This window comes from Cellulomonas sp. KH9 (assembly GCF_900114185.1).
Classification (GTDB): Bacteria; Actinomycetota; Actinomycetes; order Actinomycetales; family Cellulomonadaceae; genus Cellulomonas.
The window spans coordinates 564,230-590,501 of sequence record NZ_FOSE01000003.1; the positions used below are offsets into that span (position 1 = coordinate 564,230).

Sequence of the window (26,272 nt, forward strand, 5' to 3'; positions counted from 1 at the left end):
TTGACACCGTTTGGTAGGCCTACTCTTCCCCCACGTCGTGGGACTGAAGTCCGGGAGAGGTCGGCAATGAAGAGGATCGTCGCTCGCGGGGCTTCGGTGGCAGCGGCCATCGCGCTCGTCGGGGCAGCAGTGGTGTCCGGCCCGGCAGCGCACGCGCTGTCGGACGGGCTGGGGTTCACGGCCGACGACCTGCCGACCTGGCAGACGAACGGCACCGTCTGGGCCGTGGCGGCCGTCGGTGACACCGTCTTCGCCGGCGGCACCTTCAGCCGGCTCGACCCGCCGGTCGGCGGCAGCGGGTCCCCGATCACGGTCTCCGCGCTCGCCAGCTTCGACGCGACGACGGGTGCGCCGCGGTCCTGCCGCCCGTCCGTCACGCTGTCGGGCGGGACGGCGACGATCCGCGCGCTGACGCTCGCGCCGGACGGCCGCACCCTGTACATCGGCGGCAACTTCTCCAACGTGGGCGGCACCAACGTGGCCCGCCTCGCGGCGCTCGACGTCCCCACCTGCACCGTGCGCGCGGCGTTCCGGCCCACCGGCATCTCCTCGGTCGTGCGCGCCGTGTCGGTGACGCAGGACGCCGTCTACCTGGGGGGCGACTTCACGAGCGTGGCCGGGCAGCCGCGCGGCTCGTTCGCCGCGGTCTCCCCGACCGACGGCGCGCTGCTCCCGTGGGTCGCGGACGCCGAGCTGCGCGGCTTCGCGGTCGCGGCCGGCAAGGACGGCAGCACGGTCGCCGTCGGCGGCGACTTCTTCACCGTCAACGGCCAGGACAGCCACGGGTTCGCGGTGGTCGACGCCACCACGGGGGCGAACGTCCGGAACTTCCCGCGCGGCTTCATCCCCGACACGTCCGTCATCCACGCGGTCACGGCGGACGACACGGGGTACTACGCGGGTGCGGAGGGGACCGGCGGCGGCGTCTTCGACGGGTCGTTCGCCGTCGACTACGGGTCGTTCGCGCAGCGCTGGCGGGACCGGTGCCTCGGGGCGACGCAGGCGATCCTCGTCGACCGCTCGATCGTCTACGAGGCGCACCACCACCACGACTGCGCGTCGAACAACCGGGGCGAGTTCACCGACGGTGTCCGCGTGTACCTCACGGCCAACCGGGCCGACGCGAGCAACGAGATGCTCGCGTGGCGCCCGCGGCTCAACGACGGCATCGGCGAGGGCATCGGCCCGCGTGCGCTGACCGTCGCCGAGGCCGGTGCCCGGCGCTACCTGTGGGTGGGTGGCGAGTTCACGCGCGTCAACGGCAACACCCAGCAGTCGCTCACGCGGTTCGCCGACGGCCCGGACACCGGTGCGCCGACGACCCCGGTGGTGCGCGCGGAGTCCCTGCGCACCGGTGAGATCCGGCTGGCGTGGCGGGCGTCGTACGACGACGACGACGGGGCGCTGACGTACCGCGTCTTCCGCGGGTCGTCGAGCGAGCCCATCGCGACGGTCACGGGCGACTCGCGCTGGTGGGTCCGTCCCCAGGTCTCGTTCGTCGACACGACGGCGACGCCCGGCGTCCAGTACACCTACCGCGTCACCGCGAGCGACGGCACCAACACCAGCCCCCAGTCGGGCGGTGTGAACGCCCGTGCGGCGACCACGACGCAGGCCTATGCCTCCGCGGTCATCGACGACGGCGCGGAGCTCTACTGGCGCGGCGAGCTCGCGTCGAGCCGGTACGGGGTCGACTCCGCGTCGGGCGCCTCGCAGGTCAACTACATGGAGGGCGTGACGCACCGGGGCGGCGACGACGCCGCGACCGGGGCCGCCGGCTGGTCGGCCACGTTCGACGGTGCGACGGGCTACGCGTACGACGAGCGCACCGTGCCCGGTCCGTCGGTGTACTCGGTCGAGACCTGGATCCGTACCACCACGACGCGGGGCGGCAAGATCATCGGCTTCGGCAACGGCAAGCCGAACACCGGGACCAGCGCCACGCGCCTGTCCGGCAGCTACGACCGGCACGTCTACATGACCAACGACGGCCGGCTCGTGTTCGGCACGTACACGGGCAGCGCCGTCGCGGTGACGTCCGCCCAGTCGTTCAACGACGGTGAGTGGCACCACGTGGTCGCGACGCAGGGTCCGACCGGGATGGCGCTGTACGTCGACGGCAAGCGGGTCGCCCGCAACGCGAACTCGGTGGCGCAGGCCTACGAGGGCTCCTGGCGGATCGGCGGCGACCAGCTGAACGGGTGGCCGTCGCGGCCCACGAGCAACTTCTTCGCGGGGCAGATCGACGAGACGGCCGTGTACCCCACGGCGCTGACGGGCGCCCAGGTCGAGTCGCACTACCGTGCCACCGGGCGCGAGCCCGCCGTCCCGCCCGCTCCGGTCGACGCCTACGGTGCCGCGGTCCACGGGCTGGACCCCGACCTGTACTGGCGCCTGGACGAGCCGTCGGCCACCGGGACCGTCGCGGACTCCGGCCGCTACGGCGTCACCGGCACCGTGACGGGCCGGGTCGCCCTGGGCGCGCCGGGCGTCGTGGAGCCGGGCACGGCCGCGACCTTCACGCCCGTGGGCACCGGTGCAGCGGACGGCGGCACGATCGCCTCCGACGTGTCGTTCACCGACCCGCGCGGCTACTCGCTCGAGCTGTGGTTCCAGTCGTCGTCGGCCGTGGGTGGCAAGCTCATCGGCTTCGGCAACGAGCGGTCCGGGCTGTCCGGCAACTACGACCGGCACGTGTACCAGCGCGACGACGGCCGGCTCGTGTTCGGGGTCTGGACCGGCACCGAGAACACGGTCGTCAGCCCGGCGGCGTACACCGACGGTGCGTGGCACCACGTGGTCGCGACGCACTCGCCGCTGACCGGCATGAGCCTGTACGTCGACGGTCAGCTGGTCGGCACCAACGCCGCCACGGGGGCGCAGTCCTACACCGGGTACTGGCGGGTCGGCGGTGACACCTCCTGGGGTGGCACCACGAGCCCCTGGTTCACGGGGTCGATCGACGAGGTCGCCGTCTACGGGACCGTGCTGACCGGCCAGGACGTGGCCCTGCACCACGCGCTCGGTGCGCAGCTCCCGCTGCCCGACACGACCGCGCCCAGCGCGCCGGCCGGGCTGACGGCCACGGCCGTCGGGGACGACGCCGTCGCGCTGGTCTGGGAGGCGGCGACGGACGACGTCGCCGTCACCGGGTACACGGTGCGCCGGTCCGCCTCGCCGGACTTCCCGGCCGGGTCGACGACCGAGCTCGAGGACGTCACCGGTACGTCGGTGACGGACGCCGGGCTGGCGGCCGGCACGTACTACTACCAGGTGCTGGCCCACGACGCCGCGGGCAACGTGAGCGGGCCGGGCGCCACGGTCGAGATCACCGTCGCGGGGCCGGACACCACGGCGCCCGACGCGCCGGCCGGTCTGACCGCGACGGTGACCGGCGAGGATGCCGTGGGGCTCACGTGGGAGGCGGCGCAGGACGACCGCGCCGTCACCCGCTACGTCCTGCAGCGCTCGACGTCGCCGGACTTCCCGCCCGCGGGCACGACGCAGGTCGCCGAGGTGACGGGCACGTCGCACACCGACACGGGCCTCGACGTCGGGACCTACCACTACCGCGTCGTCGCGTACGACGCGGCAGGCAACGCGAGCGAGCCGGGCGCGGCCGCCGAGGTGACGCTGCTCGGGCCGGACGTGTCGGCTCCTGGTGCTCCGGGTGGGGTGTCGGGGTCGGTGGACGGTGCTGGTGCGGTGTCGGTGGTGTGGTCGGCGGCGTCGGACGATCGTGGGGTGGCCGGGTACCGGGTGTTCCGGGGTGTGTCGGCGGACTTCGTGGTCGGTGAGGGTGTGCTGGTCGGTGAGGTGACGGGTCTGTCGGTGGTGGACCAGGGTCGCCCGCCGGGTGAGTACTTCTACAAGGTCGTGGCGTTCGACGCGGCGGGCAACGTGTCCGAGCCGTCGCAGGTGGTGTCGGTGACGGTGCCCGAGCCGGCCGGCGAGCCGGTGACGGTGGTGGTGCAGGCCTCGGGTGATGCGATGGTGCTGGCCTCGGCGGCCTCGACGAACTACGGGTCGAACACGCAGCTGGCGGTGCGCTCGGAGGCCTCGGCGCAGGAGTCGTTCCTGTCGTTCGACCTGCCGGCCGCGCCGGCGGGTGCGGGGCTGACGTCGGCGGTGCTGGGGGTGCGGACCTCGACCGATCCGGCGGCGGCGTCGGAGGGTGAGGTGACGGCCTCGGTGGTCGGGGGGTCGTGGACCGAGTCGGGTGTGACCTGGGCGAACCGGCCGACGGGTGCCGGGGTGGTGCTGGGTTCGTTGCCGCAGGTGCCGTTGCGCAACACGGCCTACGAGGTGGTCGGTGACCCGGCGGTGCTGGCGTCGTCGTTGGGTGGCAGGGTCACCCTGCGGCTGGCCGGTGGCGGGTCGGACAACGCGCGGTTCTGGTCGCGTGAGGCGACGAACGCCGCGTACGCACCGGTCCTCACCCTCACGTTCACCCCGGTGGCTGCGCCCGCCGAGGCGCCGGAGGCCGCCGCAGCCGCAGCGGACACCGCCGTGGGCCAGGGCGGCGCACCCGCGCCGTCGGGCACGGGCGGCACCGCCCCCGGTGACCGGCACGCGGTGCCCGCGGTCCCGGCACCGGCCCCGCCGCGCCCGGAGCAGGCCCCGGCCGCCGTCCCCACGGAGCCGGTCACGGAGCCCGAGCCGACGCCCGGCACCGCGGCGGGGCCGCCGCCCGCGGCGGACCCGGGCACGGACCCCGGGGTGACGGAGCCGTGACAGGCACCGTGCGGGACCGGCGTCCCGCCGCCGCCCCACCATCTCGCCGGCGCACCACCGCGCCACCCGCACGTCCCGAGGAGTCCTGATGTCCGCCCGCCCCCGTCTCCTCGCACCGCTGCTGGTCGGTCTGCTCGCCGGGGGCCTCGCCGCCGGCTGCTCGTCGGGCACCGGGTCGACCGCCGACCCGGTGGTCGCCGGCGCGACCGAGGACGCGACGCCGCTGGGGCCCGCCCCGACCGTGACGCCGCTGGCGGCGCCGAGCCCGGACGCCGGTGCGGTCGACCTCTACGTGTCGCTGAACAGCACGGGGGAGGTCTTCCCCGAGTCGGTGGTCGAGGCCGGGCAGCACACCTGCGAGCGGGTGTCGTACCTCGTGCAGGTCAGCGAGGACGAGTTCCGGGCGGCGCTCGACGGCCCGCTCACCCTCGCCGACACGGCCGTGCCGCTGCTGTGCCCCGACCTGCTGGGCCCCCTCGCCCGGGCACGCGGGGGCATCGGGGAGGGGGAGTCGACGGTCGCCGCCGCGACCCCCGGTACGGTCGCCCCGGGCGAGTACCGCAGCGTCACGGCGGGATCCGGCTGCACGTGGAGCGTCCGCGACGGCGCGGGTGCCACGAGCTCGCAGGGCGCCGTCACCACGGCCGGGGAGGTCGCCACGCTCGTCGTCGGCGCCACCGACGCGGCCGTGACCGCCACCGGCTGCGGCCTGTGGCTCCCCGTGGCGGGCTGACCGGCGCCGAGCACCTCGCCGGTGGTCGGCCCGCGGACCCTGGTCCCGCGGCCGGCCCGGTGGCCCTGGCCGTAGCGCGGTCTGAGCGCCGCCCTGCACGTCGCGGGTCGGGCATCGGCCCTTGCGGGTCGTGCATCGCCCTGCGGCCCGGGCAACGCCCCGCGGCCCGGGCAACACGCCGCGGCCCGCGGTGGCGATCCGGCGACGCGTCAGGCGTCGCCGGCGGTCACGGCCTGCTCGTCCGCCGGGGCACCGTCCGCCGGCGGCAGGAGCGCGTCGCGCAGGACTGGGGCCAGGGCGTGCGAGTAGGCGTCGGTGAGGTGGTTCGGGTCGACCCGCACGGGGGTGCTGCCGACGAACACCGGGCAGTACCCCTGGTCGGTGCAGAACCAGCGCAGGCTGTCGACGTAGCGGATCCCCGCCGCGGCGCCGCCGGCGGCCTCGACGGCGGCCTGGTCGGCCCTGCGCACCTGCCACCACGTGTCGTGGACCGCCGACAGGCACTCCCCGGGCCCGGAGCGCGCCGTGGCGCACGTGGCGGGGTGCTCACCGCTGGGCGGGGGTGCCAGCACCACGACGTCCGGAGCCAGGCCCTCGAGCGTCGTGAGCGTGCGGGTGAGCCCGGCGGTCCACTCGTCGTACGCGGCGGCGCCGGTCGCCCCCGAGCTGAGCCGGGCCACGGAGTCCTCCGCGGCGGCGACCACCACGAGCGCCGGCCGGAGCTCCGCGAGCTTCGCCGTCATCCACTCGCGGTGCGGTCCGCAGGGCGCCCAGGGCTCGCCCTGGAAGTCGTCGACGGCGACGTCCGCCGCCGGGCACGCCTGCAGCGTCAGGGGCTGGACCGCGAAGCCGGCCGCACCGAGCGCGTCGGCGATGCCGGGCACGTAGCTCGTGGCGACGGAGTCGCCCAGCACCACGGCCACCTGCGCGCCGTCGGCCGCACCGTACCGGCAGCGCTCGACGTCGTCGTCGTCCCGCACGTCCAGGCACTCGTCCGTCGCCCAGGGGGCGGCCAGGTCGTCCTCGCCGAGGCTGTCGATCGCCGGTGACAGGTCGGGCCACTGCGCGGCGCCGACAGCCGCGGTCACCTGCTGGGCGAGCTCCGCCGCCGCACCGGTCGGCTCCGCCGCGACCGGCTCGGCCCCGGTCGCGGGCACGGCTCCGAGGGGCGCCGCGGCGACCGCCCCCGGCGGCGGCCCGGCGGGTGCGGGTGTGCGCAGGACGGCGTAGCCCGACGCGACGCCGGCCAGGACGGTGAGGCTCGCCACGCAGGCGACGGCGGCGGGTCGGGCGACGAGCGCCGGCCGTGGACCCGCCGCGGCGCGGCGCACGCGCGGCTCGAGCCACGTCGAGCGGCGTACCGGGTCCTCGACCAGGTGGTACGACAGCACCGCCAGCGCCGCGGAGACCACGATCGCCACCAGCTGGGCCGTGCGGCCGGGTGCCATGACCGCGTTGAGGAACACGACGACGGGCCAGTGCCACAGGTACAGCGAGAACGACACGAGCCCGACGTACTGGGCGACGGGGTTCGACAGGATGCCGAGCAGCCGCGGCGCCCGTGCCCCCGTGCCCGCGACGACGACGGCGGCGGTGCCCAGGACGGGCAGTGCGGCACCCGGGCCGGGGACCGGTGACGCGGGCGTCAGCCAGAACGCCCCGAGACCGAGCGCCGCCAGGCCACCCCAGGCCAGCGCGTGCCGCCACCACCGGCCGGGCCGGCTGCCGATCCAGCCGGCGCCCACCGCGATCAACGTGCCGACGCCGAGCTCCCACGCCCTCGTCGCGGTCGAGAAGTACGCGTCGGTCGGTGCGGTCGCCGTGCGGTGCACGGCCCAGGCGAACGTCCCCACCGTCACGAGCGCGGCCATGACGGTCAACGGCAGGAGGGGGCGGGACCCCGTACGTCGTCCGAGGGCGAGGCCCCCGACGACGAGCAGGGGCCAGACCACGTAGAACTGCTCCTCGACCCCGAGCGACCAGTAGTGCTGGAACGGGCTCACGGCCCCCGTCGCGTCGAAGTAGTCGGTGCCCTGCGCGCTGAAGTGCACGTTCGCGAGGAAGAACGTCGACCACAGCGCGTCGACGCGCACGTCGTGCGCGCGGTTGGCCAGGAAGAGCACCTGCGCGACCCCGACGGTGGCGGCGACGACCAGCACCGCGGCGGGCAGGATGCGTCGTGCCCGGCGTCGGTAGAACTCGGCGAAGCTGATGCGCCCCGTCCGGGCGTGCTCGCGCAGCATGATCCCCGTGATGAGGAAGCCCGACAGCACGAAGAAGACGTCGACGCCCAGGTAGCCGCCGGCCGGCAGGCCGACGGTGTGGGCGAGCAGGACGAGCAGGACCGCGATCGCGCGCAGCCCACCGATGTCCAGGCGGTGGTCCGTCGGCGCGTGCGCGGTCATGGCGTCAGCCCCTCACGAAGCTCGAGTCGTCGTGCCGCACGGCCTCCCGCGGGGCGTTCGGCCCCGGGGGGGAGTGGGGGACCTGTGCCACCGGACGCGGTGCGTCGACGGTGTGCCCGTCGCCGACCCGGCCCTCGCGCGCGGTGTCGAGGTCGGGGCCGGCGTCGGCGGCGGTGAGCGGGGTGTCGTCCGAGGGCTCCGGGGTCGCCCGACCGGACTCGCCCGGCGCGGGGGCCGCGGGCGGGGCTGCCGGGGCGTCGTCACGCGGCGGCGGCGCGTCGGCGGGCTGCGGGGTCCGCTCGACGTGGCGTGCGACGTCCGCGGCACGTGCCGCGCCGCCCAGGGTGCGGGGAGCCTCGCCCTGGCCACCCGGTGCGTCGGCGGCCGCACCGCCGGCGGGCTCGGCGGTCGTCGCCGCACCCGGTGCCGCAGCCGGTGCGACCGGCGTCTCCGGGGCCGGCAGGGCGTCGCCGTACCGCGACCAGGCGGTGCGCGGCACACGGTTGGCGACGAGGCCGACGACCGGCACACCCCCGGCGGCCAGGGTCGTGGCGGCGGCCCTGACCTCGTGGCGACGGACGGTGCCGGCGCCGACGACGAGCACGACACCGTGGCACATCCGCCCCACGACGACCGCGTCGGTGACCGGCAGCACCGGCGGGCAGTCGAGCACGACGTGGTCGTAGCGCTGCGTCAGCTCGTCGAGCAGCTCCCGCATCCGCCCGGTGGCGAGCAGCTCGCTGGGGTGGGCGGTGAGCGGCCCCGACGTCAGGACGTCCGGCAGGCCCGGCCCCTGCGCCGCGATCACGTCGTCGAGCGGGACGCGCCCGGTCAGCACGGAGGTGAGGCCGTCCCGCTGCCCGAGCCCCAGCTGGTCCGCGAGCCGGGGTCGGCGCAGGTTCGCCTCGACGAGGCAGACGCGGTCGCCCGCCGCCGCGAGCACCGCCGCGAGGTTCACGGCCGTGGCCGTGGTGCCCTCGCCCGGGACGGCGGAGGTGACGGCCACGAGCCGGCGTCCGCCCGCCGCGAGCGCCGCGACGCTGGTCCGCAGCTGGCGGTACTCCTCGGCCTGCGGCGAGTCCGCGGGCGCCGGGACCCGGGCGCGCCCCCGGTGGGCGGTGACCGCAGCGAGCAGCGGCGCCCCCACGAGCCCGAGGGCGGTCGCCTCGTCGCGGACCTTGGTGTCGACGAGCTGGCGCAGCGTGATGAGCGTCGCGCCCAGCGCGAGACCGCCGATCGCCCCCAGCAGGATCCACAGGACGACGCGCGGCGACGTGGGCTGCGCGGGGGGCGTCGCGGTCGTGATCGGCTCCAGCCGCACGCTCTTGGAGCCGTTGGGCAGCGACGGCACGATGTCGCCGACCGCCGCGGTGAGGTGCTTGGCCACCGCGTTGGCCAGGTCCGCCGCGGCCTGCGGCGAGGGGTCGGTCGCCGTCACCGAGATGACGTTGGTGCCGAGCACGCTCGTGGCGGACAGCCGCTCCACGACGGCCCCGGTGCTCCCGGTCAGGCCGAGCTCCGCCATGGCCGGCTGCACGACGACCTGGCGGGTGGCCAGCGCGCTGAAGGTGCGCACCTGCTTCTGCGTGTACTCCGACCCCTGGACCAGGTCCGTCGCGCTGCCGGTGTCGGCCACGACCACCATCTCGGCGCGCGCCGTGTACTGGGGCGTCGTGAGCAGGGAGGCCAGCGCGGCGAGCAGCACCCCGACGACGGCGAAGGCGGACAGCCCGAGCCAGTGAGCACGTGCCATCGCCACGTAGTCGCGCACCGGCATCTCCTTCTGTGTCGACGCGCCCCGGGTCGGGGAGCAGGTCCGGAGCACGGCGCTCCGGAGTTCTCATGAGAACCGACATCCGGGCCTGCCGGGCCCGACAGTGGCAGTTTTCACCCTATCAGCACCCGTCTGTCCCCTTTTGCGGCGCTTTTCACCCGTCCGCCGGGGTGCCGAGGGTGGGCAACCCCTTGCCCCGTCCGTAGCCTCGCTGCATGCACACGCCCGGCCCCGCAGCCTCCGGCGCTGCCCGTCCCGGCGGCGCCGTCGCCGCCTGCCCGTGACCGCCCCGGCCGGCACGGACCGCGCGGCGGCCGAGGGGTTCGCGGGGCTCGGTCCCGCGGCCGTCCGCTGGCTCGTCCTCGTCCTGGTGGCCGCCGTCCTCGCCGGCGTCGTCCCCCTGGCGCTGCTCCAGGCGGTGCCGGACGACCTGCGCAGCGGCGCCTGGCGGCTCACCCTCGCGGTGATGGTCTGGGCGGGGCTTCGGCTGGCGCACCGCATCGCCGTCGGCCGCCCGGCGCTCTTCGACTTCGTCTTCTGGCTGTTCGCCTACATCTTCATGGGGCTGGCCCCGACCGCGCAGATGCGCGCCGACCAGCCGTCGACCACCACGCCGGGCCTCGATCCCGTCGACGACGCGCGGATCGCCGCCGTCGTCCTGGTCGGCCTGGCCTGCTACGAGATCGGGCGGGCCGTGGCACGCCACGGGTCGTCCTGGGGTGCGGCGCTGCGCGGGCGGGCCGACGGCGCGGCCGCCGGCGGGAACGCGGCCGACGTCGGCGCGGCCCCGGGTGGTCGGGACGCCGACCGCCCGGTGCTCGACGTCGTCCCGCGCCGGGCCGTGGTGCTCACGGTCGTGGGCGTGCTCGCCGCCGCCTACTTCGTGACCCGCGTCGGGTTCTCGACCCTCTTCATGAGTCGCTACACGGCGTACGACATCCGCAGCGAGCGGATGCCGGACGTGGCCGTGCGCTCGATCGTGTCCGCCGCCGGCTCCTACCCGCTGCTCGTCGCCGCGGGCGTCTACCTGCGGATCTGGGCGACCCGGGCCCTGGGTGCACGCTCGACGCGGTACGCCCCGCTCCTGGCCCTGGCGGTGGTGGTGCTGCTGACGGTCGTCAACCCGATCAGCGCCGCGCGGTACGACTTCGGGACCGTCGTCTTCGCGCTGGCCGTGATGGCGGGTGCCGCGGCCACCGTGGCACGGGGCCGGGTGCTCATGGCGGCGGTCGTCGTGGGGCTGCTGTTCGTGTTCCCCGTCGCCGACGCGTTCCGCTCGGACGCCGTCAACACCAGCCGGAACGGGTTCTTCGGGGAGTACCTCGCCAACCCGGACTACGACGCGTTCTGGCAGATCGGCAACGCGCTGCTCTACGCGGACAGCGGCCTGGCCCAGCCGCTGCGCCAGGCCACGGGCGTCCTGCTGTTCTGGGTGCCCCGGCCCCTGTGGCCGGACAAGCCGATCGACACCGGCGTGCTGCTGGCGCAGTACCGCGGGTACTCGTTCGAGAACCTGTCCGCACCGCTGTGGGCCGAGCTGCTGGTCAACGGCGGGGTCGTGGCCCTGATCGTCGGGTTCGTGCTGCTGGGCGCCCTGCTCGGCCGGCTCGACGACCGGGTGTCGGCCGCGCTGCTCGGTGGCGGGCAGCTGTGGGCCGTCGTCGGCGGGGTCTTCCCGATCTACATGATGATCCTGCTGCGGGGCTCGCTGCTGCAGGCGACGGGCACGTTCGTCGTCGCGGTGGCCTGCGTGCTCTACGTCCGGGCCCGCGCCGCACCGCGTGCTGCGGCGTCGGCGTAGACGGACTCCAGCCGGTCCCGCACGGCGTCGATCGACAGCTCCTCGCGGGTCAGCCGGCGGCCGGCCTCGCCGGCGGCGTGCGCGGCGCCGGCGTCGCGCAGCAGCCGGTCGACGGCGTCCACCAGGGACTGCTCGTCGGGCCCCGCGACCTCGCCCGCGCCCGCGCGCCGGATGCGGCCGGCGAGCCCGCAGGTGTCGGTGACGACCACGGGCACCCCTGCCGACATCGCCTCGATGACGGACATGGGGAAGGGCTCGTCGACGCTCGGCAGGACCGAGACCGCTGCCCGGGCTACGCGTGCCGCCGTCCGGTCGAGCGGCAGGGGTCCCTCCCACGTGATGCGCCCGTCCGCGTCGTCGCGTGCGAGCAGCGCCCGTACGGCGTCACCCTCGCCCTCGTCCGGGCCCACCAGGGTGAAGCGGACGTCGGGGTGGGCGACGGCCAGGCGCTGGGCGGCGGACACGAACAGGGCGGGTCGCTTGCGGGGGGCCAGGCGCGCCAGGTACAGCACCTCCCGCCCGTCGGGCGTCGGCCGCGCCGGCTGCACCGGTACGCCGTTCACCAGCTCGGCGAGGCGCAGACCGGGGCCGGCGACCGCCGTGAGGCGCTCCGCCTCGTCGGTCGTCAGGTGCGTCACCGCCGCCGCGTCCCGCAGGACACGGCGTGTGGCCAGCGCGTCCAGCGGACGGGCCAGCGGGTGGTCGCTGGGGTCGATCATGCCGTGCGTCTGCAGGACGTACGGGACGCCCGCGCGCCGGGCGTCGAGGGCCACGGGCAGCGTGACCAGGTCGCGCGCCAGGTGGACGTGCACGACGTCCACCCCGGGCAGCAGCCTGCGCGCCCAGCGGCGCAGACCGGGGCTGGTCAGACCCGCGAAGCCGGTCCCGGGCAGCAGCCGCCGCACGGGGAACAGGTCCACCTCGACGTCGTCGACCCGGTCCGGCAGCGGGTCGTAGCCGAGCGCCCCGCCGGCGAGCCGCACGTCGTGACCGGCCGCCCGCAGCGCGGCCGCCTGGTTCAGCGCGACCCGCGTGGGCCCGCCGTAGGCGCCGTCGGGGGTGAAGAGGGTGACCACCGAGAGGACGCGCACGGCTCACACCCCGCCGTGCGGGAGCGGCTGCGGCGCGAGCACGACGGCGCCCGCGGGGACGTCGCGCGTGACCAGGGCGGCCGCCCCGACGACGGCGTCGGCCCCGATCGTCACGCCCCGCAGCACGGTGGCGCGCACGGCGACCCAGGCCCCGTCCTCGACGACCACGGGGGCGTTGTCGAACTCGAAGGTGGGCGAGCGGCGGTCGTGGCTGCCGGTGCACAGCAGCACGTCCTGCGAGACGCACACGTCGGAGCCGATGACGACGGGCTCGAGGTTCAGCAGGTGCGCGCCCTCGCCGATCCAGCTGTGGTCGCCGACCGTGAGCTTCCAGGGCCAGTGGACGCGGACCCCGTGGCGGATGTTCGTGCCCGTCCCGATCCGCGCGCCGAAGGCCCGCAGCAGCGCGACCCGCACCCGGCCGGGGCACCACCACCGCGTGACGACCAGGCCGCTGACGGCGAACCAGGCGATCTGCACCGCCACCGGGCGGCCGCGGTCGTAGCCCCGGCCCGTGAACCCGGCCAGGCTGCGCCGCGTCAGCGCGGCGCCCGCGGTCACGAGCGCACCTCGCCCTCGTGCTCGAGGAACCACCGGTACGTCTGCTCGATGCCCTCGCGCAGGGGGATCGAGGCCTTCCAGCCCAGGCCGGTGAGACGGTCGACCGACAGCAGCTTGCGCGGTGTGCCGTCCGGCTTGCTGGTGTCCCAGACGATGGACCCGCGGAACCCGACCACGTCGGCGACCGTCTCGGCCAGCTCGCGGATCGTCAGGTCCTCCCCGACGCCGACGTTGATCGGGGCCGGGTCGTCGTAGTGCTCGAGCAGGAAGACCGCGGCCGACGCGAAGTCGTCGCTGTGCAGGAACTCGCGGCGCGGCTCGCCGGTGCCCCAGCACACCACCTCGGGGACGGCGTCGCGGACCGCCTCGTGGAACCGGCGCAGCAGCGCCGGCAGCACGTGCGAGCCGGTGGGGGAGAAGTTGTCGCCCGGGCCGTAGAGGTTCGTCGGCATCGCCGAGACGTACGGCAGGCCGAACTGCCGGCGGATCGCCTGCACGTGCAGCACGCCCGTGATCTTCGCGATCGCGTACGCGTCGTTGGTCTCCTCCAGCGGTCCCGTGAGCAGCGCGTCCTCGGTGATGGGCTGCGGCGCCAGCCGGGGGTAGATGCAGGTGGACCCCAGGAACAGGAAGCGCTGGACCCCCGTGCGCACGGCCGCGTCCAGCAGGTTCACCTGGATCCGCACGTTGTCCGACAGGAAGTCCGCGGGCTGTGTGGCGTTGGCCAGGATCCCCCCGACGCGGGCCGCGGCGTCGATGACGACCGCCGGGCGCACCTCGTCGAAGAACCGGTCGACCGCGGGCCGGTCGCGCAGGTCCAGGCGGGCGGACGGCACCCCGACGAGGTCGGTGAAGCCCCGGCGCTCGAGCTCGCGCCAGACGGCGGAGCCGGCGAGCCCTCGGTGGCCCGCGACGTACACGCGGGAGGCCGGGTCGAGCGGGGGCACGTGGGACGAGTCGGACATGGCGTCACCCTACGGACGGACGGGCCGCACGGGAACGGCGGATCGGGTGAAAGGGGCCGAGAGGGTGATAAAGCACGCTGCACCGTCTCAAACGCGACATTTAACGCTAACGTGTGCGCCGCTGCTAGTTCGTCGGGAGGGGTACGGATGTCCAAGAAGGCGCTCATCACGGGGATCACGGGGCAGGACGGGTCGTATCTCGCCGAGCTGCTGCTCGAGAAGGGCTACGAGGTGCACGGGCTCGTGCGCCGTGCGTCGACCTTCAACACCGAGCGGATCGACCACCTCTACGAGGACCCGCACGACCCCGGCGCCCGCCTCTTCCTGCACTACGCGGACCTCACGGACGGGTCGCGCCTGTCGACCCTCCTGGAGCGGATCGGCCCGGACGAGGTCTACAACCTCGCGGCGCAGTCGCACGTGCGCGTCAGCTTCGACGAGCCCGAGTTCACCGGCCAGACCACGGGCATGGGCGCCACGCGCCTGCTCGAGGCGATCCGGTCGACCGGGCTGCAGACCCGGTACTACCAGGCGTCGAGCTCGGAGATGTTCGGGGCGACGCCCCCGCCGCAGAGCGAGACGACGCCGTTCTGGCCCCGCTCGCCGTACGGCGCGGCCAAGGTCTACGCGTACTGGATGACGCGCAACTACCGTGAGGCGTACGGGATGTTCGCCGTCAACGGGATCCTCTTCAACCACGAGTCGCCGCGCCGTGGCGAGACGTTCGTGACCCGCAAGATCTCGGTCGCGGCCGCGCGGATCGCCGCCGGCAAGCAGGACCGTCTCTACCTCGGCAACCTCGACGCCGTCCGCGACTGGGGCTACGCCAAGGAGTACGTCGAGGGCATGTGGCGGATGCTGCAGGCCGACGAGCCGTCCGACTACGTGCTCGCCACCGGTGCGCCGTACACGGTGCGCGACTTCCTCGGCTTCTGCTTCGAGCACGTGGGGCTCGACTGGCAGGAGCACGTGGAGTTCGACCCGCGCTACCTGCGCCCCACCGAGGTCGACGCCCTCATCGGCGACGCCTCCAAGGCGGCCACCGAGCTCGGGTGGGCCGCCGAGGTCCACACGCCCGAGCTCGCGCGGATCATGACCGAGGCCGAGGTTCGTCGGCTGACGGGCGACTGACGTGGCACCGGACCCGGGGGCCGCGGCCGGGACCGACACCGCGGCGGACGTCTGCCTCGTCGGGATCAACTACGCCCCGGAGACGACCGGGATCGCGCCGTACACCACGGCCATGGCGCGCGCGTGGGCGGCCGCCGGCGTGCGCGTCGAGGTCGTCACGGGCGTGCCGCACTACCCCGCCTGGCGGGTGGACGACCCGCGGTACCTCGAGGGGAGCTCCTGGCGCGAGCGGGACGGGGACGTGCGGCTGCACCGCGTGCGCCACCACGTGCCCGCGCGCGTCGACCTCGCCGGTCGGGCGCGCATGGAGTCGTCGTTCCTGCGGCGCGCGCTGCCGCTGGTCCGGCGCAGCCGTGCGGGCGCGGTCGTCGCCGTGACGCCGTCGCTGTCGGGGCTGGCCGCGGCCGTGCTCGGTGCGCGCGGGCGCCCCGTCGCCGCCGTCGTCCAGGACCTCACCGGGCGGGGCGCGCGTGAGTCCGGTGCCGCCGGCGGCCTCGCCGCGGGCCTCATCGGCGCCGGCGAGGTCGGCCTGCTGCGACGCTGCACGACCGTCGGGGTGATCACGCCGCAGTTCCGCGAGTCGCTCGCCGAGGCGGGCGTCCCGGCGGAGCGTGTGCTCGACGTCGGCAACTTCACGCACGTGCGCCCGTCGTCGGCGACCCGCGACGAGGCGTGCGCGGCCCTCGGGTGGGACCCGGCCGTGTTCCGCGTCGTCCACACCGGCAACATGGGCATGAAGCAGGGGCTCGAGCACGTCGTGGACGCCGCGCGCGTCGCGGCCGACCGCGGGGTCGTGGGGGTCGAGATCGTCCTCGTCGGCGCGGGCAACAGCCGTGACGACCTGGTCGCCCGTGCCCGTGGGGTCGCGGCGGTGCGTGTGGTGGACCCCGTCGACGACGTGCACTACCCCCTCGTCCTCGCGGCGGCCGACGTGCTGCTGCTGCACGAGCGCCCGGGTGTGCGCGAGATGTGCCTGCCCAGCAAGCTGACGAGCTACACCGCCGCGCACCGTCCGGTGCTCGCGGGGGTCGAGGCCGAGGGCATCTCCGGGCGCACGCTCAGCGCCGCCGGGGCCGCCCTCGTCGTCCCGCCGGGGGACCCGGGCCGGCTGCTCGACGCGGTCCTCGAGCTGCGGGCCGACCGCGCGCTGCGCGACCGCCTCGCCGCCGCCGCGCGCCGGCACGGCGAGGACGTCTACGGCGAGGAGGCCGCCGCCCGGCGGTACCTCGACCTGCTCGGCACCGTACGGACCCGACCCGCCACGACCGCGGTCGTGGTGTGACGAAGGAGCGGCTCATGCGGATCGGCTACGCGGCCGGGGCGTTCGACCTCTTCCACGTGGGGCACCTCAACGTGCTGCGGCACGCGAGGGCGCACTGCGACCACCTCATCGCCGGCGTGGTCGCCGACGAGGTCCTCGAGATCACCAAGGGCCGGCGTCCCGTCGTGCCGCTGGCGGAGCGCGCGGAGATCGTCGCGCACATCTCGTACGTCGACCGGGTGCACCACGAGGTGCTCCTCGACAAGCTCGACACCTGGCGCGAGCTGCGGTTCGACGTGTTCTTCAAGGGTGACGACTGGCGTGGCACCCCCAAGGGTGACGAGCTGGAGCGTCGGTTCGCCGAGGTGGGCGTCGAGGTCGTGTACTTCCCGTACACGGTCCACACGTCGAGCACGATCCTGCGCGCGGCGCTCGCCCAGCTCGAGGCGCCGACCTCCCGCGCCCGCGCGACCGGGGTCTCCTGACCCGAGTGCCCCGGCCGACCACCGCCCGCCGGGCGGTGGTCGGCTGCTGCCTGTGTCCCCCGACGTCTCACCCGCCCCGGGACGGGTGAAACCGGGCAGAAGGATCCAAAGCGCCCGCCGATCGCGTTAGCGTCGATGGCAGTCGCACGCGTGTCGGACCGGGGGGACCATGACACCTGCAGCGGATCACCTGTCGGCGGGCGTGCCCGGTGGCGTCCCGCGGGGCTGTGCCACCGGCTGCCACCGGCCACGCACCGGCCCGGCGCCGGCGCGGCGCCCCGTCCGCGCCAGGCCGAGCGTGAAGAGCAGGGAGAACAGCATCACATGGGTGCGATCCGGATCACGCGGCGGTAGCCGAACCGCAGGGCGCCGTCGCCGTCGCGCGACAGCCCCGGGGTGCTCACGACCATGACGAAGCCCGAGATGACGAAGAAGGCGTCCACGCCGACGGCGCCGAACCACCAGGTGCCCACGGACGGGTCGAGGCGCTCCGAGGCGTAGAACGACGCGTGGGTGACCAGGACGAGGAGCGCCGCGACGAACCGCAGGGCCTGCACACCCTCGAACCGCATGCGTGCCACCTCGATCCGGGACGAAACGGGCACATCGGCCGTTCCAGACTGACAGCCGGTCGCCGTCGCGCCCACAGGCTCCCCGGGTGAAAGCCCGCGGGCGGCCCGGGTGGTCGGTGCGACGGGTGCTCGCCCTGCCCGCCGTGCCGACGTCCGTAGACTCGTGGGGTACCCCGGTCCCCCGTGGATCCGGGGCTGAAGTGCTGCCTGCCGTCGTACGACCCCTGCACGAAGGACCGTCATGGACCTCACCGGCCTCCTGCCCGCCCTCCTCGCCGACCCCGCCGCCGCGGAGGCGGTCGCGTCCGTGCGCGCCCGGGGCGAGCTCGACGTCGTCGGTCCCGCGGGCATCCGCCCGCCGCTGCTCGCGGCGCTCGCGGGCGCGCACCCGACGGCGCGTGACGCCGTGGGCGCCGGTCGGCCGCTGGTCGTCGTCACCGCGACGGGGCGGGACGCCGACGAGCTCGCCGGTGCCCTGCGCTGCTACCTGCCGGACGACGACGTCGCCGTGCTGCCGAGCTGGGAGACGCTGCCGCACGAGCGGCTGAGCCCGCGCTCGGACACGGTGGCCCGTCGGCTCGCCGTCTTCCGCCGCCTGGCGCACCCGGACCCCGAGCCCGGCCCGTCCGGCCCGGTGCGGGTGCTCGTCATGCCGGTCCGGGCGATGCTGCAGCCCGTCGTCGAGGGGCTGGGCGAGCTGGCGCCCGTCGAGGTGCACACCGGTGACACGGTCGACCTCGACGACCTCGCGCAGCGGCTCGTCGACGCGGCGTACACGCGCGTCGACATGGTCGAGCGGCGGGGGGAGTTCGCCGTCCGCGGCGGCATCCTCGACGTGTTCCCGCCCACCGAGGACCACCCCCTGCGCATCGAGCTGTGGGGCGAGGACGTCGAGGAGATCCGCTGGTTCTCCGTCGCCGACCAGCGCAGCCTCGAGGTGGCGGACCACGGGCTGTGGGCGCCGCCGTGCCGGGAGATCCTGCTGACCGACGCGGTGCGTGCGCGGGCGGCGTCGCTGCGTGAGCAGCTGCCCGGGGCGCTGGACATGCTCGACAAGCTGGCCGAGGGCATCGCCGTCGAGGGCATGGAGTCCCTCGCGCCGGTGCTCGTCGACCGGATGGTCCCGGTGCTGGAGCTGGTGCCCCAGGAGTCGTTGCTGGTCGTCGTCGACCCGGAGCGCGTGCGGCGCCGGGCGCACGACCTCGTGGCCACCACCCGGGAGTTCCTGGAGGCGGCCTGGACGTCCGCCGCGGCGGGCGCCGCGACCCCGCTGGACCTGTCGGCGGCGTCGTTCGCGTCGTTCGCCGAGGTGCGCGGGCTGGCCGCGGTGCGCGCGCTGGGCTGGTGGACGCTGTCGGGCTTCACGCTCGACGCGGACGCGGTGACCGGGGACGGCGGGCCGTCGGACGGGCCGGGCGCGGAGAGCGACGTCCGCACGCTCGTCGTCGGGGCGCGCGAGGTCGAGCGGTACCGCGGTGAGGTCGCGCGGGCCGTCGACGACGTGCGCCGGCTGCAGCACGACGGCTGGCGGCTGGTGCTCGCGACCGACGGCCACGGCCCGGCGCAGCGCATGGTCGAGCAGCTCCGGGCGGCCGACGTCCCGGCGCGCCTGGTCGCCACGGTCCCGGACGAGCCCGAGGGCGGGGTCGTGCTGGTCACGCCCGCGCCCGTCGGCCCCGGGTTCGTGCACGAGGGGCTGCACCTGGCGGTCTTCAGCGAGGCGGACCTCACCGGTCGCGCCGGGTCCAGCACGCGCGACATGCGCCGCATGCCCAGCCGGCGGCGCAACGTGGTCGACCCGCTGCAGCTGCGCCCCGGCGACTTCGTGGTGCACGAGCAGCACGGTGTGGGCAGGTTCGTCGAGTTGGTGCAGCGCACCATCGGGTCCGGCGCGTCGGCCGCGACGCGCGAGTACCTGGTGGTCGAGTACGCGTCGAGCAAGCGCGGCCAGCCGGGGGACCGGCTGTACGTGCCCACCGACCAGCTGGACCAGGTCACCAAGTACGTCGGCGGCGAGGCCCCGACGCTCAACCGCATGGGCGGCTCGGACTGGCAGAAGACCAAGGGCCGCGCGCGCAAGGCCGTCAAGGAGATCGCGGCCGAGCTGATCCGGCTGTACTCGGCGCGCATGGCGACGCCCGGCCACGCCTTCGGCCCCGACACGCCCTGGCAGCGCGAGCTCGAGGACGCGTTCGCGTACGTCGAGACCCCTGACCAGCTCGCCACGATCGACGAGGTCAAGGCCGACATGGAGAAGACGGTCCCCATGGACCGGCTGGTCTGCGGCGACGTCGGCTACGGCAAGACGGAGATCGCCGTGCGCGCGGCGTTCAAGGCCGTGCAGGACGGCAAGCAGGTCGCGGTGCTGGTGCCGACGACGCTGCTGGTGCAGCAGCACCTGGACACGTTCACCGAGCGGTACGCGCCGTACCCGGTGAACGTGAAGGCGCTGTCGCGGTTCCAGTCCGCCAAGGAGTCGACGGAGGTGATCGACGGGCTGGCCGACGGGTCGGTGGACGTCGTCATCGGTACGCACCGGCTCATCACCGGCAGCGTGCGGTTCAAGGACCTGGGCCTGGTCATCATCGACGAGGAGCAGCGCTTCGGCGTCGAGCACAAGGAGACGCTCAAGGCGCTGCGCACCAACGTGGACGTGCTCGCGATGAGCGCGACCCCGATCCCGCGCACGCTCGAGATGGCCGTGACGGGTATCCGCGAGATGTCGACGCTGGCCACGCCGCCGGAGGAGCGCCACCCGGTGCTGACGTTCGTCGGGCCGTACGAGGAGAAGCAGATCTCGGCCGCGATCCGCCGTGAGTTGCTGCGCGAGGGTCAGGTCTTCTACGTCCACAACAAGGTGGAGTCGATCGAGCGGACCGCGGCGCGCCTCAACGAGCTGGTCCCCGAGGCCCGCATCGCGGTGGCGCACGGCAAGATGGGCGAGCACCGGCTCGAGGAGGTCATCGTCGACTTCTGGGAGAAGAAGTTCGACGTCCTGGTCTGCACGACCATCGTCGAGACCGGCCTGGACATCTCCAACGCCAACACCCTCATCCTCGAGCGGGCCGACCGCCTGGGGCTGTCCCAGCTGCACCAGCTGCGCGGGCGCGTGGGGCGCGGGCGCGAGCGGGCGTACGCGTACTTCCTGTACCCGCCCGAGGTGCCGCTCACCGAGACCGCGCACGACCGCCTGCAGACCATCGCCGCGCACACCGACCTCGGCGCCGGCATGGCCGTGGCCATGAAGGACCTCGAGATCCGCGGCGCCGGCAACCTGCTGGGCGGCGAGCAGTCCGGGCACATCGAGGGCGTCGGGTTCGACCTGTACGTGCGGATGGTGGGCGAGGCCGTCGCGTCGTTCCGCGGCGAGGCCGCCGAGGAGCTGCCCGACGTCACCATCGAGCTGCCCGTCGACGCGCACGTGCCGCACGACTACATCGCGCACGAGCGGCTGCGTCTGGAGGCGTACCGCAAGATCGCCGCGGCGACCGACGAGGCGACGCTGCGCGAGGTGCACGCCGAGCTCGTCGACCGGTACGGCCCGGTGCCCGAGGCCGTCGACAACCTCTTCGAGGTCGCGCAGTTCCGGCTGCACGTGCGCGCCGCGGGCATCGCGGACGTCACCGCCCAGGGCCGGTTCGTGCGGTTCGCGCCGGTCGAGCTGCCGGAGTCCGCGCAGCTGCGGCTCAAGCGGCTGTACCCGGGGTCGGTGCTCAAGCCGGCGGTGCGCACGGTGCTGGTGCCGTTCCCCACCACCGCGCGCATCGGCGGCAAGCCGCTGCACGGGCGCGAGGTGCTCACGTGGGCGCGGCAGTTCATCGACGCGGTGGTCCGCGGGGACGTCTCGGCAGCCGCCGCCGCGGGCACGGCGGCCCGCTGACGCGGGTGCGTCCCGGTGGCGTGCGCGCCGGTGCTGGTGACGGGGCGCACACCACCAGGGCCTACGATGGCTCGCGACCCCTACGGAACGTGAGCGGGAGGCCCTGGTGGCGGTGGGACGACGGACGCGAGGGCGCGTCCTGGTGGCGGCTGCGGTCGTGACGGGCGGGCTGCTCGCCGGGTGCTCGACGCACCCGGGCGACGCGGCCGTGGTCGACGGTCGTGCGATCACGACGGCCGAGCTCGCGACGACGTTCGAGGAGCTCACCCCGATCTTCCAGGGTGCGGGGCCGCAGGACGTCCTGGGCGTCCTCATCACCGAGCCGTTCGCGACCGAGCTCGCCGCCGAGCAGGGTGACGGCGTGAGCGACCAGCAGGCGCTCGACCTGCTGCGCACCGTGGCGGAGCGTGCCGTCGGTGAGCAGGAGGCCGCGCGGATGGAGTTCGGCCCGGGTGCCGTGGCCATCGCCCGCTACTCCCTGGCCGTGGCGGCGCTGCAGGACGCCCCCGACCCGGCCGCCGCCGTCGCCGAGTACCAGGCGCGGGTCCTCGACGCGGACATCGTCGTGAACCCCCGGTTCGGGGAGTTCACGACCGACCTCGGCGTCGCCCCGCCGACGACGCCGCCGTGGATCGTCACGGACGACGTCGCCGTGGCCGTGGACCCGGGCTCCGTGCCCCCCGCGGGCGAGCCCGCGCCGACCCCCTGACCCGCGGCACCGCCGTGCCCGACCCGGCACAGGACCCGACGCAGGACCCGACGCAGGCTCCTGCGGTGGTGCCCGGGACGGTGCCGGGCACCACGCCCGACGCTGGGCGCGCCGCCGCGGCGCTGACGCGTGCCGTCGCGACCATGGACCGGCTGCGCTCGGCCGGCGGCTGCCCCTGGTACGCGGAGCAGACGCACGGGTCGCTGCTGCCGTACGTGGTCGAGGAGGCGCACGAGCTCGTCGAGGCCGTCGAGGCGGCCGACCGTGCGGGGATGCGCGAGGAGCTGGCCGACCTGCTGCTGCAGGTCCTCGTGCACGCCCGCGTCGCGTCCGACGACCCCCACGACCCGTTCGACGTGGCGGACGTCGCCGACGCGCTGGTCGCCAAGCTCGTCCGTCGCAACCCCCACGTCTTCGCCGCCGGCACCGGCGACGAGCCGCCCGACGCGCGGACCGTCGACGCCCGCTGGGAGCTGCTCAAGCGCGCCGAGAAGCCGGCCCGCACGTCCGCGCTCGACGGTGTCCCGGCGAGCCTCGGTGCGCTCGCCCGTGCCCAGAAGCTGGTCACGCGGGCCGACCGCGCCGGCCTGCTGGACCAGGTCCCGGTGCCGTCCCCGCCCGCACCGTCGGGTCGGGAGGGGACGCCGCCCGCACCGTCCTCGCCCGAGGCCCTGGGCGACACGCTGCTCGCGCTGGTGGCCGCCGCGCACGCGGCCGGCGTCGACGCGGAGGCGGCGCTGCGCGGCGCGACGGCGCGCTGGGAGGCCACCGTCCGGCGCACCGAACCGCCCGCGCCCCGCCCGTGAGCGGTCGATCGGGTCCCGCCGCCGCGTGGACCCGGTCGTCACCCGTGCATGCGGGGTCGGTGCGGCCCGCCACCCGGGGCGGACGAGCCGGCAGGGCTCGGCGGGTGCGTCTCGAGGGCTGGGACGACCATGGGGTGGACGCCGCGCGGGCACGTGAAAGACATCGTGGAACGCGCTCGCCGGGTCCAAGGTCCGACACATCACCGGCCGTGCGCCGGGAGGATGTGCCTGCGAGCGGGCCCGCCCGCTCACCGTCACCGTCGAAGGAGAGCACGCATGAGGATCGGCGTCCCGCGCGAGCAGCGCCCGGGCGAGAGGCTCGTGGCCGCCACGCCCGCGACCGTCGCGAAGCTCCGCGCCCTGGGCTACGACGTGCTCGTCGAGCACGACGCCGGTGCGGCGGCGACGTTCACCGACGACGCGTACCGCCAGGCCGGTGCCACCGTGACCGAGCGCGCGGACGTCATGTCCGCCGACGTCGTCACCGCGGTGCACCTGCCGTCGGACGTCGCCACGATGCGTCGTGGCAGCACGCTCGTCGCGACGATGGCGCCGTTCGCCGACCCGGGCCTCGCCGAGCGGCTCGCCGCGTCCGGGATCACGGCGCTGGCCCTCGACGCCGTGCCGCGCATCTCCCGCGCGCAGGCGCTCGACGTCCTGTCGACGCTGTCGAACGTCGCCGGCTACCGCGCGGTGATCGAGGCGGCCGAGGAGTTCGGCGGCATGTTCACCGGGCAGGTGACCGCTGCCGGCAAGACCCCGCCGGCCAACGTCTTCGTCATCGGTGCGGGGGTCGCGGGACTCGCCGCCCTGGGCACGGCCAGCAGCCTGGGCGCGCAGGTGCGGGCCTTCGACGTCCGCCCCGAGGTGGGCGAGCAGATCGAGTCCATGGGTGCGACGTTCGTGCAGGCCGAGGGCGCCAGCCAGGAGGTCTCGACCGACGGCTACGCGCGCGAGCTCACGGCCGAGCAGGAGCGCCTGACCGCGCAGATGTACGCCGAGCAGACCGCGTGGGCCAACGTCGTCGTCACCACCGCGCTCGTGCGGGGGCAGGCGCCGCGGACCATCACCAAGGAGATGGTCGCCGCGATGCGGCCGGGCTCGGTGATCGTCGACCTGGCCGCCTCCGGCGGCGGCAACTGCGAGCTGACGGTCCCCGGCGAGCGCGTCGTGTCGGACAACGGCGTGATCGTGCTCGGGTACACCGACCTGCCCAGCCGCATGCCGCAGCACACGTCCCAGCTCTTCGGCACCAACGTCGTGCACCTGCTGGCCCTGCTCACGCCGGGCAAGGACGGCGAGCTCGTGCTCGACCTCGACGACCCGGTGCAGCGCGGCATGACCGTCACCACGGACGGTGACGTCACGTGGCCCCCGCCGCCCGTGGCCGTCTCCGCGGCACCCGCCGCCGTCGCGCCCGCACCCGTCGAGACGCCGGAGGAGGCCGCCGCGAGGAAGGCCGCCGCCGTCGCCGCCGCGCAGCGCCGCGGGCGCCGCAACGCCGTGCTCGCCGGGCTGGGTGCCGTCCTCACGGTCCTCGCGCTGACGGCCGCGCCCGCCTCCTTCCTCGGGCACGCGACCGTCTTCGCGCTCGCGGTGGTCGTGGGCTACTACGTCATCTCGAACGTCAGCCACTCGCTGCACACCCCGCTCATGGCGACCACCAACGCCATCAGCGGCATCATCCTGGTCGGCGCGCTGCTGCAGATCGGGCACTCGAGCTGGGTGGTCAGCACCCTGGCGTTCGTGGCCGCCACGGTCGCCGCGATCAACATCTTCGGCGGGTTCCTCGTCGCGTTCCGCATGATCCACATGTTCCGGAAGGAGGCGTGACGGGCGTGCTCACGTCACTGGCCCAGGCCGTCTACCTGATCGCGGCGATCCTCTTCGTGCTGTCCCTCGCGGGGCTCAGCAAGCAGGAGACCGCGCGCCGCGGCAACCTCTACGGCATCGCGGGCATGGTGCTCGCGCTGCTCGCCACGGTCGCGCTCGCGGCCGACGTCTCCCAGCGGCCCGTCGCTGTGACGCTGTTCCTCATCGCCATGGCGCTCGCGCTCGGTGCCGGCATCGGCATCTGGCGCGCCCGCAGCGTCGAGATGACGCAGATGCCCGAGATGATCGCGGTGCTGCACTCGTTCGTCGGCCTCGCCGCGGTGCTCGTCGGCTTCAACTCGTTCCTCACCGAGGCGCCGGACGCCGTCCACCTGGTCGAGGTGTTCCTCGGCGTGCTCATCGGTGCCGTCACGTTCACCGGGTCGATCGTCGCGTTCCTCAAGCTGTCGGCGCGGATCAAGAGCGCGCCGATGATGCTGCCGGGCCGCAACTGGCTGAACCTCGGGGCGCTGGTCGCGTCGGGCGGGCTCATGGCCTGGTTCCTGGCGGACCACTCGCTGCTGCCGCTCGCGCTGATGACGGTGGTCGCGCTCGCGCTCGGGTGGCACCTGGTGGCGTCGATCGGCGGCGGCGACATGCCGGTCGTCGTGTCGATGCTCAACTCGTACTCCGGGTGGGCGGCGGCGGCCGCCGGCTTCATGCTGAGCAACGACCTGCTCATCATCGTCGGCGCGCTCGTCGGGTCCTCCGGCGCGATCCTCTCGTTCATCATGTGCAAGGCCATGAACCGGTCGTTCGTCTCCGTGATCCTCGGCGGGTTCGGGGCCGAGGGCGGGAAGGTCGCCGCGGGCGACACGGACTACGGCGAGCACCGTGAGGTGACGGCGGTCGAGGTGGCCGACATGCTGCGCGACGCGCAGCGCGTCGTCATCGCCCCCGGCTACGGCATGGCCGTCGCCAAGGCGCAGTACCCGGTGGCCGACCTCGTCGCGAAGCTGCGCGGCCAGGGCGTCGACGTGCGGTTCGCCGTGCACCCGGTGGCCGGCCGCCTGCCCGGCCACATGAACGTGCTGCTGGCCGAGGCGAAGGTGCCGTACGACATCGTCCTGGAGATGGACGAGATCAACGACGACTTCGCGGACACCGACGTCGTGCTGGTCATCGGCGCCAACGACACCGTGAACCCCTCCGCGCTGGACGACCCGTCGTCCCCGATCGCGGGCATGCCCGTGCTCGAGGTGTGGAAGGCCAAGCAGGTCATCGTGTTCAAGCGGTCGATGGCCACCGGGTACGCCGGCGTGCAGAACCCGCTGTTCTTCCGCGAGAACACCGCGATGCTGTTCGGCGACGCGAAGGACCAGGTGGAGCAGATCGTCGCGCCCCTGACGGTGGGATGACCAGGACGGTGGCCTGACCGGGACGGTCGGCCGACGCCGACGACGGCACCGGCGGGATCCCGCCGGTGCCGTCGTGCCGTACCGGGCCGACCGGCGCTGAGACGGACCGGTGCTGAAACGGTTCGTGGGCTGCC

17 protein-coding genes are annotated in these 26,272 nt (G+C 74.8%); 11 read left to right on the top strand and 6 right to left on the bottom strand.

Features of this window, described 5'->3' with window-relative positions; genetic code table 11:
- Positions 1–96 precede the first annotated feature (96 nt).
- Positions 97–4,734, top strand: a complete 4,638-nt coding sequence (locus BMZ16_RS12360; RefSeq protein WP_143082829.1) for a LamG-like jellyroll fold domain-containing protein — start codon at positions 97–99, stop codon at positions 4,732–4,734.
- An 88-nt stretch (positions 4,735–4,822) separates the two neighbouring features.
- Positions 4,823–5,467 (top strand): hypothetical protein, encoded by a 645-nt coding sequence (locus tag BMZ16_RS12365; protein WP_089800827.1) that lies wholly within the window; start codon positions 4,823–4,825, stop codon positions 5,465–5,467.
- 209 nt (positions 5,468–5,676) lie between these two features.
- Here the strand turns inward: BMZ16_RS12365 and BMZ16_RS12370 are convergent, their stop codons facing one another.
- A complete protein-coding gene (locus BMZ16_RS12370) occupies positions 5,677–7,872 on the bottom strand; it encodes an acyltransferase family protein (RefSeq protein ID WP_089800829.1) in 2,196 nt (731 codons plus the stop codon).
- Positions 7,873–7,876: 4 nt separating this feature from the next.
- Positions 7,877–9,643: a tyrosine-protein kinase domain-containing protein gene (locus BMZ16_RS12375; protein WP_177199686.1), complete on the bottom strand. Its 1,767-nt coding sequence runs from the start codon at positions 9,641–9,643 to the stop codon at positions 7,877–7,879.
- A gap of 283 nt (positions 9,644–9,926) precedes the next feature.
- Here BMZ16_RS12375 and BMZ16_RS12380 point away from each other — a divergent pair, with 283 nt between their 5' ends.
- A complete protein-coding gene (locus BMZ16_RS12380) occupies positions 9,927–11,447 on the top strand; it encodes a hypothetical protein (RefSeq protein WP_089800833.1) in 1,521 nt (506 codons plus the stop codon).
- On the opposite strand, the gene BMZ16_RS12385 is transcribed toward BMZ16_RS12380, so the two are convergent.
- From BMZ16_RS12385 to BMZ16_RS12395, 3 genes are read right to left on the bottom strand one after another with little or no spacing between them, the layout of a single operon-like run.
- A complete protein-coding gene (locus tag BMZ16_RS12385) occupies positions 11,402–12,538 on the bottom strand; it encodes a glycosyltransferase (RefSeq protein WP_089800835.1) in 1,137 nt (378 codons plus the stop codon). The two genes, BMZ16_RS12380 and BMZ16_RS12385, sit on opposite strands and share 46 nt — an antisense overlap.
- Positions 12,539–12,541: 3 nt before the next feature.
- On the bottom strand, positions 12,542–13,099 hold the full coding sequence (locus BMZ16_RS12390; RefSeq protein WP_089800837.1) for an LbetaH domain-containing protein: 558 nt from the start codon (positions 13,097–13,099) through the stop codon (positions 12,542–12,544).
- The gene (locus BMZ16_RS12395) at positions 13,096–14,064 is read right to left on the bottom strand and encodes a GDP-L-fucose synthase family protein (RefSeq protein ID WP_089800839.1); all 969 of its coding nucleotides are present in this window, start codon (positions 14,062–14,064) and stop codon (positions 13,096–13,098) included. The genes BMZ16_RS12390 and BMZ16_RS12395 overlap by 4 nt, the downstream gene beginning before the upstream one ends.
- Before the next feature lie 147 nt (positions 14,065–14,211).
- On the opposite strand from BMZ16_RS12395, the gene gmd reads away from it, so the two are divergent.
- From gmd to BMZ16_RS12410, 3 genes are read left to right on the top strand one after another with little or no spacing between them, the layout of a single operon-like run.
- Positions 14,212–15,195 carry a GDP-mannose 4,6-dehydratase gene (gene gmd / locus BMZ16_RS12400; protein WP_089800840.1) on the top strand — a complete coding sequence of 328 codons (984 nt, stop codon included), beginning with the start codon at positions 14,212–14,214 and terminating at the stop codon, positions 15,193–15,195.
- Between the two features lies 1 nt (position 15,196).
- A complete protein-coding gene (locus tag BMZ16_RS12405) occupies positions 15,197–16,477 on the top strand; it encodes a glycosyltransferase family 4 protein (RefSeq protein ID WP_089800842.1) in 1,281 nt (426 codons plus the stop codon).
- 14 nt (positions 16,478–16,491) lie between these two features.
- On the top strand, positions 16,492–16,941 hold the full coding sequence (locus BMZ16_RS12410) for an FAD synthase family protein (RefSeq protein ID WP_089801128.1): 450 nt from the start codon (positions 16,492–16,494) through the stop codon (positions 16,939–16,941).
- Positions 16,942–17,261: 320 nt separating this feature from the next.
- Here BMZ16_RS12410 and BMZ16_RS19310 read toward each other — a convergent pair whose 3' ends face one another.
- Entirely contained in the window at positions 17,262–17,513 is a 252-nt protein-coding gene (locus BMZ16_RS19310) for an acyltransferase family protein (protein ID WP_177199687.1), read from the bottom strand.
- A 241-nt stretch (positions 17,514–17,754) separates the two neighbouring features.
- Between BMZ16_RS19310 and mfd the strand changes: the two genes are divergently transcribed.
- The 5 genes from mfd to pntB all read left to right on the top strand — a co-directional run bounded on the left by mfd (position 17,755) and on the right by pntB (position 26,138).
- A complete protein-coding gene (gene mfd, locus BMZ16_RS12420; protein WP_089800844.1) occupies positions 17,755–21,393 on the top strand; it encodes a transcription-repair coupling factor in 3,639 nt (1,212 codons plus the stop codon).
- A gap of 142 nt (positions 21,394–21,535) precedes the next feature.
- Positions 21,536–22,102 carry a SurA N-terminal domain-containing protein gene (locus BMZ16_RS12425; RefSeq protein WP_089800846.1) on the top strand — a complete coding sequence of 189 codons (567 nt, stop codon included), beginning with the start codon at positions 21,536–21,538 and terminating at the stop codon, positions 22,100–22,102.
- Positions 22,103–22,116: 14 nt separating this feature from the next.
- Positions 22,117–22,908 (top strand): nucleoside triphosphate pyrophosphohydrolase, encoded by a 792-nt coding sequence (locus tag BMZ16_RS12430; RefSeq protein WP_255366613.1) that lies wholly within the window; start codon positions 22,117–22,119, stop codon positions 22,906–22,908.
- Positions 22,909–23,184: 276 nt separating this feature from the next.
- Positions 23,185–24,741, top strand: coding sequence for a Re/Si-specific NAD(P)(+) transhydrogenase subunit alpha (locus BMZ16_RS12435; RefSeq protein WP_089800847.1), 1,557 nt, complete (start codon positions 23,185–23,187; stop codon positions 24,739–24,741).
- Between the two features lie 5 nt (positions 24,742–24,746).
- Complete coding sequence (pntB, locus tag BMZ16_RS12440) at positions 24,747–26,138, top strand: Re/Si-specific NAD(P)(+) transhydrogenase subunit beta (protein WP_089801134.1); 1,392 nt, start codon at positions 24,747–24,749, stop codon at positions 26,136–26,138.
- Positions 26,139–26,272 lie beyond the last annotated feature (134 nt).